This window comes from Microcoleus sp. PH2017_09_SFU_O_A (genome assembly GCF_020738625.1).
Classification (GTDB): Bacteria; Cyanobacteriota; Cyanobacteriia; order Cyanobacteriales; family Microcoleaceae; genus Microcoleus.
Map to the genome: position 1 here is coordinate 23,242 of NZ_JAEQCF010000078.1, position 17,992 is coordinate 41,233.

11 protein-coding genes are annotated in these 17,992 nt (G+C 44.8%); 3 read left to right on the top strand and 8 right to left on the bottom strand.

Annotation, left to right across the window (positions count from 1 at the left end):
- The first annotated feature begins 209 nt into the window (after window positions 1-209).
- Window positions 210-572, top strand: a complete 363-nt coding sequence (locus JGK16_RS25010; protein WP_293179759.1) for a hypothetical protein — start codon at window positions 210-212, stop codon at window positions 570-572.
- A gap of 44 nt (window positions 573-616) precedes the next feature.
- Here JGK16_RS25010 and JGK16_RS25015 read toward each other — a convergent pair whose 3' ends face one another.
- From JGK16_RS25015 to JGK16_RS25030, 4 genes are read right to left on the bottom strand one after another with little or no spacing between them, the layout of a single operon-like run.
- Window positions 617-2,272 (bottom strand): calcium-binding protein, encoded by a 1,656-nt coding sequence (locus tag JGK16_RS25015; protein WP_293203464.1) that lies wholly within the window; start codon window positions 2,270-2,272, stop codon window positions 617-619.
- Window positions 2,273-2,306: 34 nt separating this feature from the next.
- Entirely contained in the window at window positions 2,307-2,531 is a 225-nt protein-coding gene (locus JGK16_RS25020) for a hypothetical protein (protein WP_293179753.1), read from the bottom strand.
- 20 nt (window positions 2,532-2,551) lie between these two features.
- Window positions 2,552-3,913 carry a response regulator gene (locus JGK16_RS25025; RefSeq protein ID WP_293179750.1) on the bottom strand — a complete coding sequence of 454 codons (1,362 nt, stop codon included), beginning with the start codon at window positions 3,911-3,913 and terminating at the stop codon, window positions 2,552-2,554.
- A gap of 12 nt (window positions 3,914-3,925) precedes the next feature.
- Entirely contained in the window at window positions 3,926-6,685 is a 2,760-nt protein-coding gene (locus JGK16_RS25030) for a hybrid sensor histidine kinase/response regulator (RefSeq protein WP_293179747.1), read from the bottom strand.
- Window positions 6,686-7,097: 412 nt separating this feature from the next.
- On the opposite strand from JGK16_RS25030, the gene JGK16_RS25035 reads away from it, so the two are divergent.
- Window positions 7,098-7,316, top strand: a complete 219-nt coding sequence (locus JGK16_RS25035) for a hypothetical protein (protein WP_293179744.1) — start codon at window positions 7,098-7,100, stop codon at window positions 7,314-7,316.
- Between the two features lie 180 nt (window positions 7,317-7,496).
- Here JGK16_RS25035 and JGK16_RS25040 read toward each other — a convergent pair whose 3' ends face one another.
- The 4 genes from JGK16_RS25040 to JGK16_RS25055 form a co-directional block, all read right to left on the bottom strand.
- Window positions 7,497-12,941: an ATP-binding sensor histidine kinase gene (locus JGK16_RS25040; protein WP_293179741.1), complete on the bottom strand. Its 5,445-nt coding sequence runs from the start codon at window positions 12,939-12,941 to the stop codon at window positions 7,497-7,499.
- A gap of 165 nt (window positions 12,942-13,106) precedes the next feature.
- Entirely contained in the window at window positions 13,107-13,502 is a 396-nt protein-coding gene (locus tag JGK16_RS25045; protein WP_293193454.1) for an AEC family transporter, read from the bottom strand.
- A gap of 301 nt (window positions 13,503-13,803) precedes the next feature.
- Window positions 13,804-14,403, bottom strand: a complete 600-nt coding sequence (locus tag JGK16_RS25050) for a hypothetical protein (protein ID WP_293193455.1) — start codon at window positions 14,401-14,403, stop codon at window positions 13,804-13,806.
- A 66-nt stretch (window positions 14,404-14,469) separates the two neighbouring features.
- Complete coding sequence (locus JGK16_RS25055; RefSeq protein WP_293203465.1) at window positions 14,470-14,928, bottom strand: MarR family winged helix-turn-helix transcriptional regulator; 459 nt, start codon at window positions 14,926-14,928, stop codon at window positions 14,470-14,472.
- Between the two features lie 403 nt (window positions 14,929-15,331).
- Here JGK16_RS25055 and JGK16_RS25060 point away from each other — a divergent pair, with 403 nt between their 5' ends.
- Window positions 15,332-17,875, top strand: coding sequence for a VWA domain-containing protein (locus JGK16_RS25060; RefSeq protein WP_293203466.1), 2,544 nt, complete (start codon window positions 15,332-15,334; stop codon window positions 17,873-17,875).
- Window positions 17,876-17,992 lie beyond the last annotated feature (117 nt).

The following is a 17,992-nucleotide window of genomic DNA, read 5'->3' on the forward strand; positions in this document are numbered from 1 at the left end:
CTCAATCATGTTCGGATCGCAGCCCAATACACATGGTACGACGGGTTGTGCTCTTTTCCTGACTTGGATTGGAAATAAATCTTGCGATCGTCAACCCACTTAAGTTACGTTGCTTATTGGCCCCGAATGGCGATCGCCACTAGCTCGATTAGTCGGCTCACCAAAAGGCTGGGGACAAACGCCTTGTAGATTTCAAAGGAAGCAGCGGTATGGACAACGGCAAAAATTTAGAGTCAGAAAAGTTGCAGTCTCAACTGCAATCGCTGACAGAGGCGATTCGGACTTTAGCCGAAAGTTGTCAGGGAGACAGTGTGCTGCTTTTGACCCTGCTGCGGGCCCTGGAAGCTTCGCACCAGGAAATTCGGGACGGTTTGTTCCAAGCATCTTTTCCCGACAACCGCCAAGCAGTTTACAAACTGCTCAGGAATATTGAAGCCAATGGCGGCTGGCCTTACATCCAGCGTATGAAACTTCGATCGATCTTGGGGTACGCCCAACAATTATCTCCACTAGAAGATGATCCGGCCAAGTCTGAAAATGACTCGGCCGGGACTGAGGAAGACCTTAAATAGTGATGAGTTTTGAGTTTGTGACGTTGACATTAACTCAAAACTCATCACAGAAGGGCGCTGTTGCACCTAGAACCCGAAAGGTGTAGGAGGTACGGGTATCGGACTCGGCAGCATCGCAGGAAATACCGGCATCTGGCCGGGCATCGGCAAAAGTCCTGGAGTAGGCGTCGGGGCGATCGACTTAATAGACACCATTGAATCAGGTACGGTAACAGTCGGCGCAGTCGGAATCCTCGAAACCGTCGGAGTTGGAGTCGTAGTCGTCGGAGTTGGAGTCGTAGTCGTCGGAGTTGGAGTCGTAGTCGTCGGAGTTGGAGTCGTAGTCGTCGGAGTTGGAGTGGAGTTGGAGTCGTAGTCGTCGGCGTTGGAGTCGTAGTCGTCGGAGTTGGAGTCGTAGTCGTCGGAGTTGGAGTCGTAGTCGTCGGAGTTGGAGTCGTAATCGTCGGAGTTGGAGTCGTAATCGTCGGAGTTGGAGTCGTAATCGTCGGCGTTGGAGTCGTTTCCGTTCCCGTAGTAGTCGTAGTAGTCGTAGTCGTAGTCGTCGTAGTCGTCGGCCTGGGGGAAAACGTCCCACTCACACTGATAAAATCAGTGGCATCGATCAGCGCCGACGGAGTGTTGACCAAAATTGCTAACAGCTTCCCGTCGATCGTAATTACCGTATCTCTGAGATTGGCACCATTACCTTGGCGAACTTGCAATTGACTGAAAGATAAACTGCTCGGCAGCCCAAAGAAATCCTCAGCCTCATTGTAATCAGTAATTAAAACCAAACTTCCCGGGCCGGCTCCCAATCCAAAAATATCACTGCCGCTACCGCCAGTTAGAGTATCGGAACCCTCACCTCCAACCAGAGAATCATTACCCTCTGCCCCAAATAAATTGTCATTGCCAAAACTACCCAAAATTGTATCGTCGCCCAGACCTCCGGCCAAAGAATCATCGCCAAAACCGCCGTCGAGAACATCATTACCTTTGCCACCAAATAGGAAATCATTACCTTCATCTCCCATGAGGCAGTCGTCACCTTGATCGCCGCGAATGGTATCCAAACCGCTGCCACCAGAAAGTGTATCGTCAGCCTTGCCGCCGAATAGTTGGTCGTTGCCGGATTCTCCCAAGAGCGAATCTCTGCCAGCATTGCCATACAAAGTATCGTCACCGTCACTGCCGGCCAAATAGTCGTTGCCATCAAGGCCAAACAGTTGATCTCGCCCGCTACCGCCGTTGAGAGAATCGTTCCCAAAATCCCCGTAGAGATAGTCATCATCACTATTTCCGAACACGGAATCGTCGCCGTCATTCCCTCTGAGGGTATCGTTGCCAGTACCCCCGGCAATCACATCATTGCCTCCGTTACCACGAACCAAGTCGTCCCCTGCATCTCCCAACAAGCTGTCTAACCCGTCGTTGCCATCGAGAGTATCGTTACCCAAACCGCCGCGAACCGAGTCGTCCCCATTGCCACCGGAAAGAAAATCGCGGCCTTGGTTGCCAATGAGCTCGTCATTTCCTTCACCCCCAAGCAGCGAATCTGCTCCATCGCCTCCGAGAAGCTGATCCTTGCCTGCGTCGCCCTCTACGGTATCATCTCCATTCGCGCCCAGCAGTGTGTCATCGCCATCTAAGCCGCGAATTCGATCGCCCTGCGGAGTACCTAGAATAAAGTCGTTGCTGTCCATGCCGATCAGGTTTGCCATAGGGGATACACCGCTCCTCAATAAAATAAATTGTTTAAAGTATGTCAATCGCCTTCGTGACAAGGGATTGCTGCTCGCCTACGTTAGCATAGTTGAGATTTTGGCAATCTGGCGCAGGAGTGCCGGAAATTTTGCCAGTGTCTGGAGTGGTGGCAAATAGGTTCGATCGTTCGCACTTAAAGTCCAATCGCAAAGCAGAAGAGCTTAAAATCGCGATCGTCAAGAATGACGAATGTTCGCTCGGGGGGGACGATCGCACTTCTGACCAATGACCAATGACTAATGACTTTCTTGGCTAACAGGTAACACGATCGCAAATTCAGTCCCCTTTCCCAGATAGGAATTCACCTCAATTGTACCGCCGTGGGTCTCGACCACGATTTGACGGGCGATCGCCAATCCCAACCCCGTCCCTTTACCCACTCCCTTAGTGGTAAACAGGTGGTCGAAGATGCGATTTTTTACCTCGGACGACATTCCCTTGCCGTTATCGGCGATCGTAATTTTGACGCTCTTATCTTCTAAAGAGGTAGTAATGACAATTCGATTGGGAGCCAGTTGAATATCGGCATAACTGCGTCCGAAATTTGATTCATCCAGAGCCTCGATCGCATTTGCCAAAATATTCATAAATACCTGGTTTAACTGTCCGGCATAGCATTCTACCATAGGAATTTTACCGTATTTTTTAACAACTGCTATTTCCGGGCGATTTTCCGACGCTTTGAGGCGATGTTTTAAAATTAAAATAGTGCTATCAATACCTTCATGAAGGTTGAAAGGAATGGGGAGCTCGCTATCGGCACGAGAAAATGTCCGCAAGCTCGTGCTAATGTCTTTAATCCGGTGCGCTCCTTCTCGCATTGAATCAATTAACTTCGGTAAATCTTCGCGGATGTATTCAAGATCGATCGCTGCTATTTCTTCTTGAATTGCCTCGCTGAAACTACCAGATTCTTGCTTGACTAAATCGAGCAAGCCAAACAAATCTTTGATGTAGTCTAAAGCGTGTTGAATGTTGCCGCTAATAAAGCCAACCGGATTGTTAATTTCGTGGGCAACCCCAGCCACCAAGTTACCCAAAGCTGACATTTTTTCGCTTTGTACCAATTGTAATTGAGCAGAGTGAAGTCGATCGTATTGTTGTTTCAATTCTTGATTAGCTTGCTCTAATGCCTGATTCATCGACTGGAGTTGGCGATTCTGTTCGGCTAGTTGTTGAGCTTGTAGAGAATTTTCCTGTTTCAATAGTTTTTGTAAGCGACTGAGTTCTAAATGAGTAGAAATCCGAGCTAAAACTTCCTCTGCTTGAAATGGTTTCGTGATGTAGTCCACTCCACCTACACTAAAAGCTTTCACCTTATCCATCATTTCATCCAAAGCACTGATGAAAATCACCGGAATATCGGCAGTTGATTCGTTAGCTTTGAGATGTTGACAAACTTCGTAGCCATCCATTTGTGGCATTTGAATATCCAGCAAAATCAAACTAGGAGATGATTGTTCAATAACTGCTAAAGCTAACTTGCCGCTGGGAAATGCTCGCGTCAGGTAGCCCTTTTCCTTGAGAAGATTGACAAGCAGATGTAAATTGGCGGGTGTATCATCAATAATAAAAATTTGACCTTTACTCTCGTTCATATTTTACTCCTTTTAGGATATAGCAGCCGCAATTAAGTTCAAAATCTTCTCATATTCAAAGTTATGCAAACTCTTCCCGAGTTCCTCAGCTAAAAACCGATCGCGATTAGCTATTTGTTGCACCAACTCAGCCATCAACTCCTCATCTGAAAACATCACTGCCTCTTGTAGTTGAGCTAATATATCCCTGGGAATTTCTGCCAGCGTCTCTACATTTAAAATTACTTTGGGAGTTTTTATTTTCTCATTTTCATGACTTAAATCTTCATAAACATATTTCACTCCTATCTGCTTATTCATGGCAATAAATATTTCTTGCTCTCGAAACGGTTTTCTCAAGAAATCATCGCAACCCGCCGCTAGTACCACGGCTCTCTCTTCTTCTAATACGCTAGCAGTTAAAGCAATAATTGCCGTTGCTTGACCTTTAGTGTAAGATTTAATTGTTTTAGTCGCCGTGTAACCATCGATCACAGGCATCCGCATATCCATCCAAATTAAATGTGGCTCCCACTCCTGCCAAATAGCCACTGCTTCTTGTCCGTTACAGGCTTCCTGAAGTTCAAATCCCAAGGGAGATAGCAGTTTAATTAATAACTGACGGTTTGTCGGTTTGTCGTCCACAATCAGAATCCGATATCGCGGTTGATTTGGCTCTAGAGCTATGATGCGCCGAGTCGGTTGCTGGGCGACAATATCGCTGGCTTCTACCTCAGTAAGTTGAATATCAAACAGGAAATTCGTGCCTTGTTCTACTACACTTTTTACTGTAATATCTCCCCCCATGAGACGCACGAATTGGCTGCTGATAGGCAAGCCCAAACCCGTACCTTCTTGAGCTTGTTTTCCGGTTTCTGTTTGCGTGAAAGCTTCAAACAAATTCCCAATTTCTTCAGGCCCAATCCCGGCTCCTGAATCTTCGATTTCAAAATGTATGGTGTGGGTTTTGTCGGCAGTTTCTTTAACGGTTACTCTGACGGAAATACCTCCTTCTTGAGTAAATTTGATGGCGTTGTTAATGATGTTAATCAGCACTTGACGCAATTTCACGTCATCGGTACGGACGTAGCGAGGTAGATGGGGTGCTGATTCCATGAGTAACTGCAAACCTTTCTCTTCTGCCTTCATTTCAAACATATCGTGTATGTCCTCAAGTAGCCGATGCAAGTCGAAGTTTTTTTGGTTGAGAGTGGTTTTGCCTGCTTCGATTTTAGACAGATCGAGGACGTTGTTAATTAGGGTGAGCAGGTGTTCGCCACTGCGAGAGATGATGCCGACACTTTCTTGATGTTCGGGAGGCAGAGTTTGAGAGCGAGTCATGATTTGAGAAAAGCCTAGAATGGCGTTGAGGGGAGAGCGCAATTCGTGGCTCATGTTGGCAATAAATGTGCTTTTTGCCTGATTGGCTACGTCGGCTTTTTCTTTAGCTATTACTAATTCTGCTGTTCTTTCTTCTACTCGGTGTTCGAGTTCATTGAAAGAGGTTTTGAGTTGTCCTGCCATCTGATTGAATGAGATAGCTAATTCTCCTAATTCATCAGCGCGATCTAAATCTACAGCCTGACTTAAATCTCCTCGGGCAATAGCTTTAGATGCTTGATTGAGGCGGCGAATTGGTTGTGTCACCCATCGAGCAGTGACAAAACAGACCCCAGTTGCTACTATTAATGCTGCCATGCACAACAGTATAGTTGTCTGAGTATTGGAGTTAATTTGCTCCATGAAATCTGCTTCTGGAACTACTACAATTACTAACCAATCAAGTCCAAAATCATCTTGGAAGGGCATAACTTGAATAAATTGTAGCTGACCAGAGATGGTGAATTCTAGTTGTTGTTCCTGTTTTATATTACTCAAATTGTCAAATTTTTTGGTTAAACTTTGAGCAGTTGCGCTAATTAACTTATCCTTACTGTCTAATGCTTTAAGGCGTTGGGGTTTTGCATCCTTTTGATTTTCTAATGTAAATAGCTGCTGTTTGGTTGAACTTGCTACTAAAAATCCAGATTTTTCGATAATAAAAACCTGCCCTGACCGACCGATTTTGAGATTATTTAGAAATTGACTAATAGCTTTTAACGAAAAAGTAGTACCAATAAAATATTGAATTTTTCTGCTATCATTATAAACAGGCGATATAGCAGTTATCTGCGGTTGGAGGCTAATAAATTCAGGATAAATTTCACTCCAAGCCTGCTTTCTTTTCCGTTCGTCATTAATGAACCAAGGTCGGATATAAGGATTAAATTTTGTGGTACTTTTTTCTAGATTTTCCGTGCGATTTCCCCGAGCATCTATTTTGGAAAAATAAGGGTAAAAGCCTGTATTACTGTTACTCATATAAAATTGCAGTGAATTATCTTTAGCCCTCCGCTCAATTCCAAATAAATCTCCTTGCGCCGAACACAAAGAAATCCAGCTTACATAATCAAAAAACTGCATTTGTTGCCAAAGTAATCGATCGGCTTTTGGATTCTGTTTCTTCAAATCGAAACTCAATTCCCTGCGAGCAATCGCATCTGCATTCAGCCTGTTAATCAGAAAAGGTTTCTCTAGATAATTGTCCAGATACATTTTGACTCGATCGCTAACTTCGCTTCGCAGTTGAGCCGCTACATCATTAACAGCTTTCTGCCCGTTACGCAAGGACAGATAGCTAACCAATCCTACAGCAGCAAATATTTGCAGTACAAAAGGCACAATTAAGACTGTTCGCAGGGAAACTTGCCTGGAAGTTTGAGAAAAAATGTAATTTAACTTTTTGAGTGTCACGATCGCTTACAAGTTGCTAGGATTACTAATTTGATTTTTTTCAAGGATACTCTAAAATTTGGTATTTCGTTCTTGATAGCCAGCAGTTTTCAAAGCACCAGAAAACACAGACAAGTTAGTAGCGTTGTCATCCACGATCGAGATAAACGGTTGGGTTTGGCATGGCATGGGTTTCGGCTTCTATTAAGCGAGGTAGTTTTGGATAAATGTTCGCAGTTGTGGCTCTTCATTACCTTTTATGCTAATTTATTAATTAAACATCATAAATTGCCTGTAAAATCAACGATTCTAGTGGATGGTCGCGAAAGTCAGCACCTCAAATGATAGCCATAACGAATAGACTTATTGACCAGAAAGGGTTTCAGCCAACTTCACGGACACTTTTAGCATAACAAGTAATGAAGAGCCGCAGTTGTTTGAGTTCGCAAGCTTCAGCAAGGCGGATAACTTCTCGGCTAAAAGCCGTCGCATTTGCATCCTGAAGTTCCCCGGCGACTTCGATATCTTCGATCGCCTCGCCCGAACAATTTATATAGATCCCAACTCGATCGATATTTTAACTTGCGGTTGCTGGTATTGTAAACGATCGGGAATTACGCAGACGCGATGGAAAACTGGGTTTTTGACTTGACATTTCAGGACGCATTTCGATCCGCGATCTGCAGTAGATTGCTGGTTTCTGAAGTACATTCAATAGCCTGTAGGGACACGGCATTGCCGTGTCCCTACCTCTGGTATGTCCCGAACATACCTGAAAAATGCTGTAATTTACTTGATGTTTAACATTCTAGGCATCAACTTGTCAAAAATATTATCCCGCATAAATGGGAAGGGTAATGATAAATTCTGTACTTTGTCCTGGAGTAGAATTAACTGTGATATTACCGCCATGTTTTTCGACAATAATTTGACGGGCGATCGCCAATCCCAATCCCGTGCCTTGCCCCACAGCTTTTGTGGTAAATAAATGGTCGAAAATCCGCTCTTTTACCTCGGACGACATTCCCTTGCCGTTATCGGCGATCGCAATTTTCACAGATTCACCTTCTACCATTGTGCGAATAGTAATCCGATTTGGATTGTTTTCAATTGCCGCAAAACTTCGTCCATAATTTGATTCATCTAGGGCATCGATCGCATTGCTGAGCAAATTCATAAAAACTTGGTTCAGTTGACCGGGAAAACATTCGATTTGAGGCAGATTTCCGTAATCGGTGACAACTTCGATCGCCGGACGGTGTTCGTTAGCTTTCAGCCGGTGTTTGAGAATTAAGAGCGTACTGTCAATGCCATCATGAATATTAAAGGGAACTTTGTAGTCTTTGTCAGCCCTGGAGAAGGTGCGGAGGCTGGTGCTGATGCCGCGAATGCGATCGCACCCTACTTTCATTGATGACAGCATCTTGGGCAAATCTGATAAGGCATACTCCAAATCAATATCCTCAGCATCTTGTTCGATTTCTTTGCCGGGATTTGGCAGCTTTTCTTGATATAATCTCAAGTGGTTAATCACATCTTTGATGGTAGTCGTTGCTTCGTCAATATTGCCGTTAATAAAGCCGACAGGATTGTTGATTTCGTGGGCGACTCCGGCGACGAGATTGCCCAAGGCGGACATTTTTTCGCTCTGTACGAGCTGTAACTGGGCTTGTTGCAAGTCAAAGAGCGATCGTTCTAATTTTTGGGCATAAGCTTGAGATTGTTGGTACAAGCGGGCATTTTCGAGCGAAATCGCTGCTTGGGCGCACAACATTTGGATGACTTGAGTGCGATCGCCAGTAAATGCCCCAATAGTCAAGTTATTTTCTAGATACAGCAACCCAATTAATTTACCTTGATGCAAAATCGGCCCGCAAAGAAGACTTTTGGGTTTTTGCTCCATCAAATACGGCTCTGCCATAAAATCGTTTTGTGCTGCTGCATTATCCAAAACAACAGTTTTCAAAGTGCGCTTGACGTAGTTAACCGCAGCAGCAGGAACCTCTGCACTAGCTGACAGCGGCACAGACATTGAGATGACATTTTCCTTGATAGAGGCGACAGCTTCGACTGCGAGATTCCCCTGCTTAACCAACAGCAGAACTGCTTTTGTAGCCCCGGCATTTTCGAGCAACACAGACATTAGTGCCGCCTGCAATTTTTCTAATTCAATTTCACTCGATAGAGCTTGGGAGGCTTTAAAAATAGTGTCTAAATCTAGGGCTTCGGAAATACTACTGCTGCTAGATTGAGTTGTTTGGAAGGTTTGATGTAAAACTGAGGATTGATTGATGGTTTGTAGCCGAATTTCGCTGATTGCAGAACGGTTTTGTTTGGTCTGAAATATGGGAGCAAGAAGTTCGGGATAGCGTTGTTCTAAGTCATCAATTTTGGCTTTTGCACCCCAGCGTGCATAACCGTAGTAGGCATTTGCCAAATAATCCTGGGCAATTTTTTCTTTACCCCAGTCTAGATAAAACTTGGCAGCAAGTTCGTTGGCGAGGGCTGCTTCATAGCCATACTCGTGAGTCTGAGCTTGGGCAATAGATTGGTCATACAAATCGATTGCTTCTGATTTTTGCCCGTTGAGCCGGGCTTTTTCTGCTTGGATCAAAAGGCACTTATGCTCAATATTTTCTGGACAATCTTGCTGCCAACGGGTTAACCGTTCTTCCAGAGGTAAGATGGCTTGCCAATGGGACTGACGCTCAGCAGCATCGTCAGCAATCTCAATCAGTGCCAAGTGCATGAGTATGACATAAAAGACACTGGACGGCACTTTGGCATGGCTGGGAACAGTTTCCTCAATGATGTGGAGTTGAGGAATTAATTTTGGATAGGTAGCTTGTTGATTGAACAGGAAAGCATGACGAATTTTGACCGAATAAAACCATGCCAAATGATAGGGCGCGTCGTGATATTTTTGCAAATACTCTGCTTCACTGAACCCTTCATCATCAAAGCTCAAGGGGGTGGTTGTTAACCCCAGAAGATGACGAATGGGTTGCAGCACACCAACGGTGAGGGCATCGAGATTCTCTAAACTTTTAATCTGACGAAGAAACTCTGTATGGGTTTGGGCGATCGCATACAGGTCATTCAAGTTTTTGCCATAGGTCAACCGATCGGAGCCACTTTGGATGATCGTGAAGCCTACGGTCAGCCAGTTCCCAGCATCCATCCCACACTTAAAAGCATTGTCATAGTAGGTATCGGCTGCTTGCAGGGGACGACTCCAACTATGCACATCGGCAGCAAACAGGAAATTGGTCATCCCCCGCACATCAGTATTATCAAATTGTTCACAAAGTCGTATCACTACATTACCAAATTGATAAGCTTGGGCAGCATCTTTGAGTAAGGCATTAGCGATTAGACCGTAACCCACATAGCCAAAGGGAGACATATCGCTGTTGCCGTGCTGTAACGACAAAGTTGTCATCTTAGCTAGTGCAAGTAGCGCCAACGTAGATTGACCATCCAGCCATGCTGCATAGAACAGAATTTGTAATATCCTCAACATTTCTGCAATGGTGTCATTCGTCATCTTTGGCAAACCAAGAATCGATTCAATTGCTTGCTGTTCTAAGAATTGATTGACCGCAGCAATTTGTTCATCGAGGCTGGCTTGGATGCTTTCTGGTTCTATGGGCATTCCCCAGCCCAGCAGTTGGAGGCTTTGGCGTTGAATGGCGATCGCTTCTTTATTGCGACCCTGAAGTTGGTATTGAGTCATCTGCACCCGATAAATCACCGCTTTGTCTAGGGGTGTTTGGGCTTGGGTCAGGGTGACCGCATAGAGTGTTTCTGCTTGGTCGAAATTACCACAGAGATAAGCGGCTTCTGAGGCATCTCGATGTAGGGCGTAGGCTAATTCATAGTCTACCTGCCAAGACTCAGCGGCTAATAAATCAATGCCAATTTCACAATAATTCTGAGCCGCTTGATAGGCGGCTGAAACTTTTGCCTTTTGTCCAGCTTGCAGATTTAACTTAGCCAGTTGGTATTTCTGGACTGGATTGGAGATCGTCGTTCTCCCTAAATTCAGTTGATTAACGATCTCAAAAATCTGTTCAACTTGTTCCTGCGGAGACAGATTCTTTAACAGTAAGTGACCAATTTTCCAGTGTGTCTGTTGTTTTTGGTCATCGGGAATCAGAGAATAGGCGGCTTGTTGGATGCGATCGTGCAAAAATCGATACGTTGGATTGACAGACTCCGGATAAGCTGACTGTTCTGTACCTTGAAAGAACTTATAGACTTGGCTCGTCGGTAGAATTAAGCCCTCTTGCAATGCTTTCCACAATGCAGTTGCGGCATCGGTTTGAGACTGCTCAGAGACGATCGCCAACGTCCCCAAATCAAACTGATTACCCACACAAGCCGCTAATTTGAGTACCTGTTGTGTCTCCAAGGGCAATTTCTGCAATTGCACTGCCATAAACTCAACAACATCATCAGTAAGCGCCAGCGCATTCACTTGGGCAATATCACATTCCCAATAACGGTGATCGCGATCGAACATGATGCAGCCCTCTTCATACAGAGCTTTAAGAAACTGTGTCGCAAAAAAGGGATTACCTTTCGTTTTGCGATCGATTAACTCCGTCAGCGGTTGAGCCAGTTCCCTCGAACAATTCAATGTATCGGCAACCAGATGATTGGTGTCATTAAACGCCAACGGTGCCAGAGTAATTGTGTTAACGATCGCGTTCGCTTTTCTGATTTCTTCTACGGTCAATATAAATGGGTGGATGGGTGAAACTTCATTGTCTCGATAGGCTCCCAACATCAGTAAATAGCTATTGTCACTCATCAATAGTTTGATCAACTGAAGTGAAGCCGAATCTGACCACTGCAAATCATCCAAAAACACCACCAGCGGATGCTCTGCGGTGGTAAAAACTCCAATAAATTTTTGGAATAATAAGTTAAATCGATTTTGTGCTGCACTGCCTGATAGTTCTGTTGCTGCGGGTTGCTCACCAATAATCAGTTCCAGTTCGGGAATTACCTCAATTAAAACTTGTCCGTTGTCTCCAACTTCTGAGAGAATTTTAGCTGTCCACGTTTGCAATTGAGCGTCTGATTCTGATAGCAATTGTCCCATTAAATCTCGCAAGGCTTGGACAAATGCTGAAAATGGAATATTGCGGTTAAATTGGTCGAATTTCCCTTTGATGAAATAACCCCGCTGCCGCACAATTGGTTTGTGGACTTCGTTAACTACAACTGTTTTCCCAATCCCGGAAAAACCAGCTACTAACATCATTTCGACCCCCCTCTGTCCCCCCGAGGTTCGGGGGGATGCAACCCGATCAAAGGCTTCGAGTAGGGTTTTTACTTCGGTTTCTCTCCCGTAGAGCTTCTCTGGTATGATAAAGCGATCGCACAAATCCCTCTGGGCTATGGCAAAACTTCCAATTTGACCACTTTCTTCTAGTTGACTCAAGCACAATTCTAAATCAAATTTTAGTCCTAAGGCGCTCTGATAGCGGTTTTCAGCATTTTTGGCCATCAATTTGCTGACAATCTCCGAGAGTACCTGCGGGATTTCCGGCTTAATTTCATGCAGCGATGGCGGTTGCTTGGCAATATGACAGTGCACCAATTCCATCACATCGTGGGATTGAAACGGCAATTCTCCCGCCAGCAATTCATAGAAAGTCACGCCCAAAGAGTAAAAATCAGTGCGGTAGTCAATGCCGCGATTCATCCTTCCAGTTTGTTCGGGAGACAAATAGCCGAGTGTCCCTTCCAGCACGTTAGGATTCATCAGGGTTTGAGTTTCCCTGGGCAGCAAAGATGCGATGCTAAAGTCAATTAGTTTGAGTTGTTTTGTTTCTGGATTAATTAAAATATTGGCGGGTTTAATGTCTTTGTGAATGATGCGGTGGCGGCAGAGTATATCTAATGTACTGCTGATGTCGATCGCCATTTGCAGAAAATCCCTCAAATTCGGCGCAGTTTCCGCTTGTTCCCTCCATTCCTTCAGAGAGATTCCTCCGAAGTCTTCCATTACCAGCGCATAGCTGTTTTGGTAAGCTTTTAAGCTGTAGGTTTCGATGATTCCGGGTAAATTGAGGTTTTTGGCGATCGTATACTGATTGCGAAATTGCACGAGTTCGCTAAAGCTGGGATACTTGCTGCACAAGACTTTGATGGCGACTGGCTGTTTGTCGCTAGTACGGAAACCTCGATAAACTAGGGTGCGAGTGCCTGAGTAAATGCGATCGACAATTTCATAACCTGTGAATGTAAAATTTTCAGTTGTCATACTTTGATTATCTGCCTCATCCGTAGGCTATTTGTAGCTTAACAGAAGGGAATAGAGTTCCAACTTCCATGATTGTTAAGTAAAATGAACATGACATAGATCGCTCAATTGTTGTGATTCATATCACTAAAACAACGCGCTGCTTAAACTAATCAGATTCTATTTTCATGAAAAACTAAATAGCAGCATCCAGATTGGAATAGTGAATAATAACGTAACGCAGCCAATGCCGATCGCAGTTACGGTCAATTCGCGATCGAGATTAAAAACTTCAGCCAGCAAAGTAGTACCAAAAGCCGGAGGCATTGCCATTTGCAGCACCAGCGAAAGCCGCGGCGCGCCCGTAATGCCAACAAACGTTAAACCCGCGCCAAATACCAAGGGAATTAACAGCATTTTAATTGACAGACAACTCAAAACTTGTTTGAGATTGTGCAAAGAATTCAACTTGCTCAACTGCATCCCGATCGTAATCAAAGATAAACTAATTACAGCCCAAGCACCTGTTGTTAACAAATCTTCGATTGGTGCCGGCAGCGGCCAACTGCGATCGCTCTGCATCCACAACCCGCGTCAACCCAATCTCTCGGACGCTCTCACGCATCACCCCAGACTCAGCATATCGTCACCACAGTAGATGATGGCGGTGATAGAAACACATCGCATAAGACTTAAAATATTCTTCACTTTTCGCGTAGATTTCGGCGTTTCCCAAAAGGCTGAAACCACCGCCATAGCCCCAGATTCGCGGACGCATAACGGCAAAAGCGAGCGGCAACAGATACGACAAAAACGCAGCGAGAAGACTTAATTTGTCCGCTCCACTGCGTTGTTATACTACGGTATTTACATTTGCCAATTACTAGGAAATATTTGCTTTGCGACTAGCTAGCATATCTAACGCCATGATGTGAGATGCTCCCGAAATACCAACACCAAATAGTGGAATTAGAGCGACAGGATAAGTCGCTACGGCATTCATCATCGGAACTTGGAGCAACGCAAAAGTCAAGCCTGTACCTACTGCAATGAGAAAATCTGTCATACCAAACAGGTGAAACACCCAATATTTCCAACGATGGCTCGGCAATATGAGAACTGGCAAAACTAACAAACCTGCAAACAAATCTCCCCAACCCGCATTACGAACGAAGGTTTCAGGTAGGAGATGTTGATTGCCATAGTAGAAAAAGACTAGAGCGGCTGGAATGCGCCACAGATGAAATACCGTCAAGTAGTTCAAGTGCAGCCCTTGAATATAGGCCCGGAATGTGGAATTGCTGTAGTAAAAAACTACGGGAACCATAATTCCGATCGCTACAAGCAAAGCAAACCAAGGCAAAGGAAATGTGCTGAAGAGTCCAACATAACTACCAGCCCCAACAGCCATCCCCCAAATGCCAATCGTGAAAATCAACCTTCGAGCGATTTGATTGCGTTGATTCAAAGATAGAGAGACCATAGAATCCTCCGGTTTCAGGACTTGAGTAAATAAGTGTATATACACGTTTTAGAGAAAATTTTAGACTCAACGAACTAATGCAGTTGCTTCCACCAGGTGTGCAAGCAGATCGCTCAATCGTTGCTGTCCAAGGGTTTCCTCCACACTGGTTTGAGCTTGTCTCCACAGCGGTAAAGCTTTCGTCAAAGCCGCTTCTCCATCTGTTGTAAGGCTAACCAGACGAGTTCGCTGGTCTTGCCCAGGCTCGGATCTTAACCATCCCTGGCGTTCAAGGGGTTTGAGATTCCGGGTGAGCGTCGTGCGATCCATCCTTAAGACCTCCGCTAACTCATTGATGGTTCCTGACTTTGCCATTGTGACAGCCACCAAAATGGTGAACTGAGTAATCAGCAATCCGCTCGGCTTTAGGATTTCATCAAAGTGTTGTGTGATGACACGAGAAGCCTTTCGGAGATTGAAGCAGGCACAAGTTGAGACCACTTGACCTAATTCAACTGGATTGATCGGGTTGCTGTGTTTTTCCATGAATTAAGTGTATATGCACTTATCTTGAATGTCAAGAGGTTGAATGAAACTTGCTAGTCCCAACGATTTCAAAACTTTGCCCGACCAACCGACCCCAAACAACCTAGCCCTAAATGCTAGCAGATTCGTTTCAAGCCACCGTCACCACCCGAATTTTGAGCAGTATAACGTTCCGGTTGAGCGGCTTCTAGGAATCTTCGCAATATATCAATCACCTGTGTTAGCTAAATTTGTAGGGTGCGTCAGGGGCAGAATATTTTGACTACCTACTCAAAAATTTCGTCCCTGACGCACCCTACAATAATTGAGTATTAATGCTTATTCACCCTAGCAGATAATTTTCCAGACAGGCCTTGACACCGACAAAAGGGCGTGTCAAGATAGTGTTGAGGAATAAATCAACATGGTGAAAAGTATGGCACGGCAAGCAAAACAATCATCTCAGGTCAAAAGTTCCAGCAGCCAAGCAGCCTCGAATAATCGCACCAAATTTACCCTCTACAATTTTGCCGGAAATGAAAAGGCATTCTATTTAGTCGATCGCCTCAATCTCGAAAGAACACCAGGCGATATCCCCGAAAAATCCGTCGCCCACAGCATCATCATTATCGATCGCTCCGGCTCGATGTATTCTGACTTAAAACCGCTGAAAGAAACCCTAGTCAAGCTTTTGACTTTAGACGAATATAACAATTACCAACTAATTGTCAGCCTCATTTCCTACGCTGACAATGGAGACGTAATTTGTCACTTCCAGCGAATTCCCATTCAAGAAGTGACGAAGATTGATTCTCAATACATCAAACAAATTAAAAATATCCAAACCGCTGGCTGTACCTGCATATCGCAGTCGATGCAGCTTGCTAAATCTCTCGTAAAAGCAGGAGAAGTGACAGCAATTAACTTGCACACAGACGGTTATGCAAATGACCCGAGTCCTAATGCCGAAGCGGCAAAACTAGCGGAAATCTGCAACGAACTTAAGGACATGGATGTGTTTGCCAACACGATATCCTATGCTTCTGCTGACTTCAAACTGCTCTCAAAAATCGCCAACACTTTATCGGGAAATTGCATCCGCGCTGGCGAAGTTAAAATGGTTTATGATGCTCTGTACGACAGCACAAAACTGTTAGGTGATTCGGTGGCGCCACCGCTGGAAGAACCGTTAATCAAGGAATACGATTATCAAGTTTTTGTTTCCAAAACTGGCAAAAAAATCAGCGGTTCATCGAGTACGCTGAAAATCTGCGGGCTGAAAGCAGACGATGCGGGACTGTTTTACAAGTATCAGCAAGTCACCAAAGATGAGTATGACAAATTAGAAGTTCCGGTTGCTCAAACTGATGAGTCGGTGTTTGCTTTTGCGAAAGCTAACCTCGCTGACGGCAATTTGAATACGGCGAAGTATGCGCTGGCGAGTACCTTCGATGCTACTTTGACGGAAAAACACGCGAAAGCTTTGACAAATGCTCAACTAGCCGAGTTTACGGAGGATTTGGAACGGGCTGTGTTTGCGCCTGATGTGTTGCAAAATCATGAAATTGGCGATCGGGTAAAAGTCAGCGATAAAATTTCCCTGCTGGAGTTGATCGAGATATTGGAGGAAAACAGCAACAGCATCATCATCAACTTGAAACACTTGCAAGAAAACTATCAGCGCAAAGGTTTGAAGCGAGTTGAAGGAAAGCGAGATGAAAACGGCAACCTTGTCAAGCCTTGGCTGAAAACAGAATTCTTAGATGGCGGCGAATACGTGCGGATGGGTTCATTTGCGATCAATCAAAATACCGCTACCATCAATATGCTGATTACCAGGAAAGTTAAACTGGTAAAAGTTGAGGATGGAAGTGCGATCGCAGAAGTGGCAGGAATTCTGGTGACAGACCTGAATACTTTCAACAACTATACCATTGTCAGCGACGGCGAAGTTAATATCAAGTCGCTGCGAACCAAAATCAGCAGCAAAGCAGTGTTTGATTTGCTCAAAAAATGCGGTGTCCTCCAACAAGACGGCTCGCCTGCGGGAGATTTTGACTTCCATTCGGAGTACGATATTAACTTAGACAGTTTGCCGGTAGTGCCGTTTGACGGACGTTACGGCAGCCTTGACGGAGTGTTTGAGGAACTCGCAAACATTAAAATTCTCTCCAGCATTCTCTCGGCTCATTTGAAGGAAGCATCCGAGAGTTATACGGCTCAACAGTTGGAAGAGTTGAAACAGCACTATCTGTCGAAAAGCCTTTATCTCAACTTTCCAACGACGACGGAGTACACAGAGTTGAAAAGTGCGATCGCGAATGGTACAGTAGATTCGCGAGTCAGCTACAAAATCGACATCGGCAGCAAAAACATCCTCAACTTCGCCAAACTGCACTCAGCCAACAAATTTCTCGATCGCCTGTACGAAGTTTACCACAAAAACACAGGCGAAAAGCTGGCAAAACCGACATTTCACATCACCTTAGATGAGCCTGTCGTCTTCGCACACAAAACAGTTTCATCCCGCACCAAAATCACCAAAGTTGACGACTTAATGAAACAAATTTTCGATGACTTTTTGGGATTGGAGAATAACGGAATTGTTAGCGCTACCTTAGCCAAAGTTGGTGCAGACAGCTTGCTGCGGCTTCTGCAAGCAAAATGGCAGGAAGAAGATGTCAAGCGAGACGAATTTGTCGCTGCTTTAACCCGTGCAAACGAGCAACTGGAAACCTACGCCGAAAAAGTGTATGCTGAGAAAGTTTCGCCGCTAGTTTTCTACATCGGTTCAACCGGACTTATTCCCGATGAAATGGAAGCGAAGGCGGCGACTGCTGAGGAAATTAATGCTAAATACGGCAACTTGCAATTCTCTAAAGATGAGCAAGAGGGGATGTTTTTTGAAGTCGGCGACTGCATAATTAGCGTGTACGCTAAAAATGAGTATTTCACGGTAGGAAAGTAGGAACAAAGGTTCGCAGTCAGGTACGTAGTTGCGCTTCAGCGCTCTTTCATACATAAGATAAAGAGCGCTGAAGCGCAACAACATACCTTTGCGGGATTATTTTTTAGGTACGTAGTT

Bases quoted from the DNA above. Each gene is read 5' to 3' on its own strand.
- JGK16_RS25050 (WP_293193455.1), bottom strand. From the start codon at position 14,403: ATGGTCTCTCTATCTTTGAATCAACGCAATCAAATCGCTCGAAGGTTG.
- JGK16_RS25025 (WP_293179750.1), bottom strand. From the start codon at position 3,913: ATGAACGAGAGTAAAGGTCAAATTTTTATTATTGATGATACACCCGCC.
- JGK16_RS25055 (WP_293203465.1), bottom strand. From the start codon at position 14,928: ATGGAAAAACACAGCAACCCGATCAATCCAGTTGAATTAGGTCAAGTG.
- JGK16_RS25060 (WP_293203466.1), top strand. From the start codon at position 15,332: ATGGTGAAAAGTATGGCACGGCAAGCAAAACAATCATCTCAGGTCAAA.
- JGK16_RS25040 (WP_293179741.1), bottom strand. From the start codon at position 12,941: ATGACAACTGAAAATTTTACATTCACAGGTTATGAAATTGTCGATCGC.
- JGK16_RS25015 (WP_293203464.1), bottom strand. From the start codon at position 2,272: ATGGCAAACCTGATCGGCATGGACAGCAACGACTTTATTCTAGGTACT.
- JGK16_RS25045 (WP_293193454.1), bottom strand. From the start codon at position 13,502: ATGCAGAGCGATCGCAGTTGGCCGCTGCCGGCACCAATCGAAGATTTG.
- JGK16_RS25010 (WP_293179759.1), top strand. From the start codon at position 210: ATGGACAACGGCAAAAATTTAGAGTCAGAAAAGTTGCAGTCTCAACTG.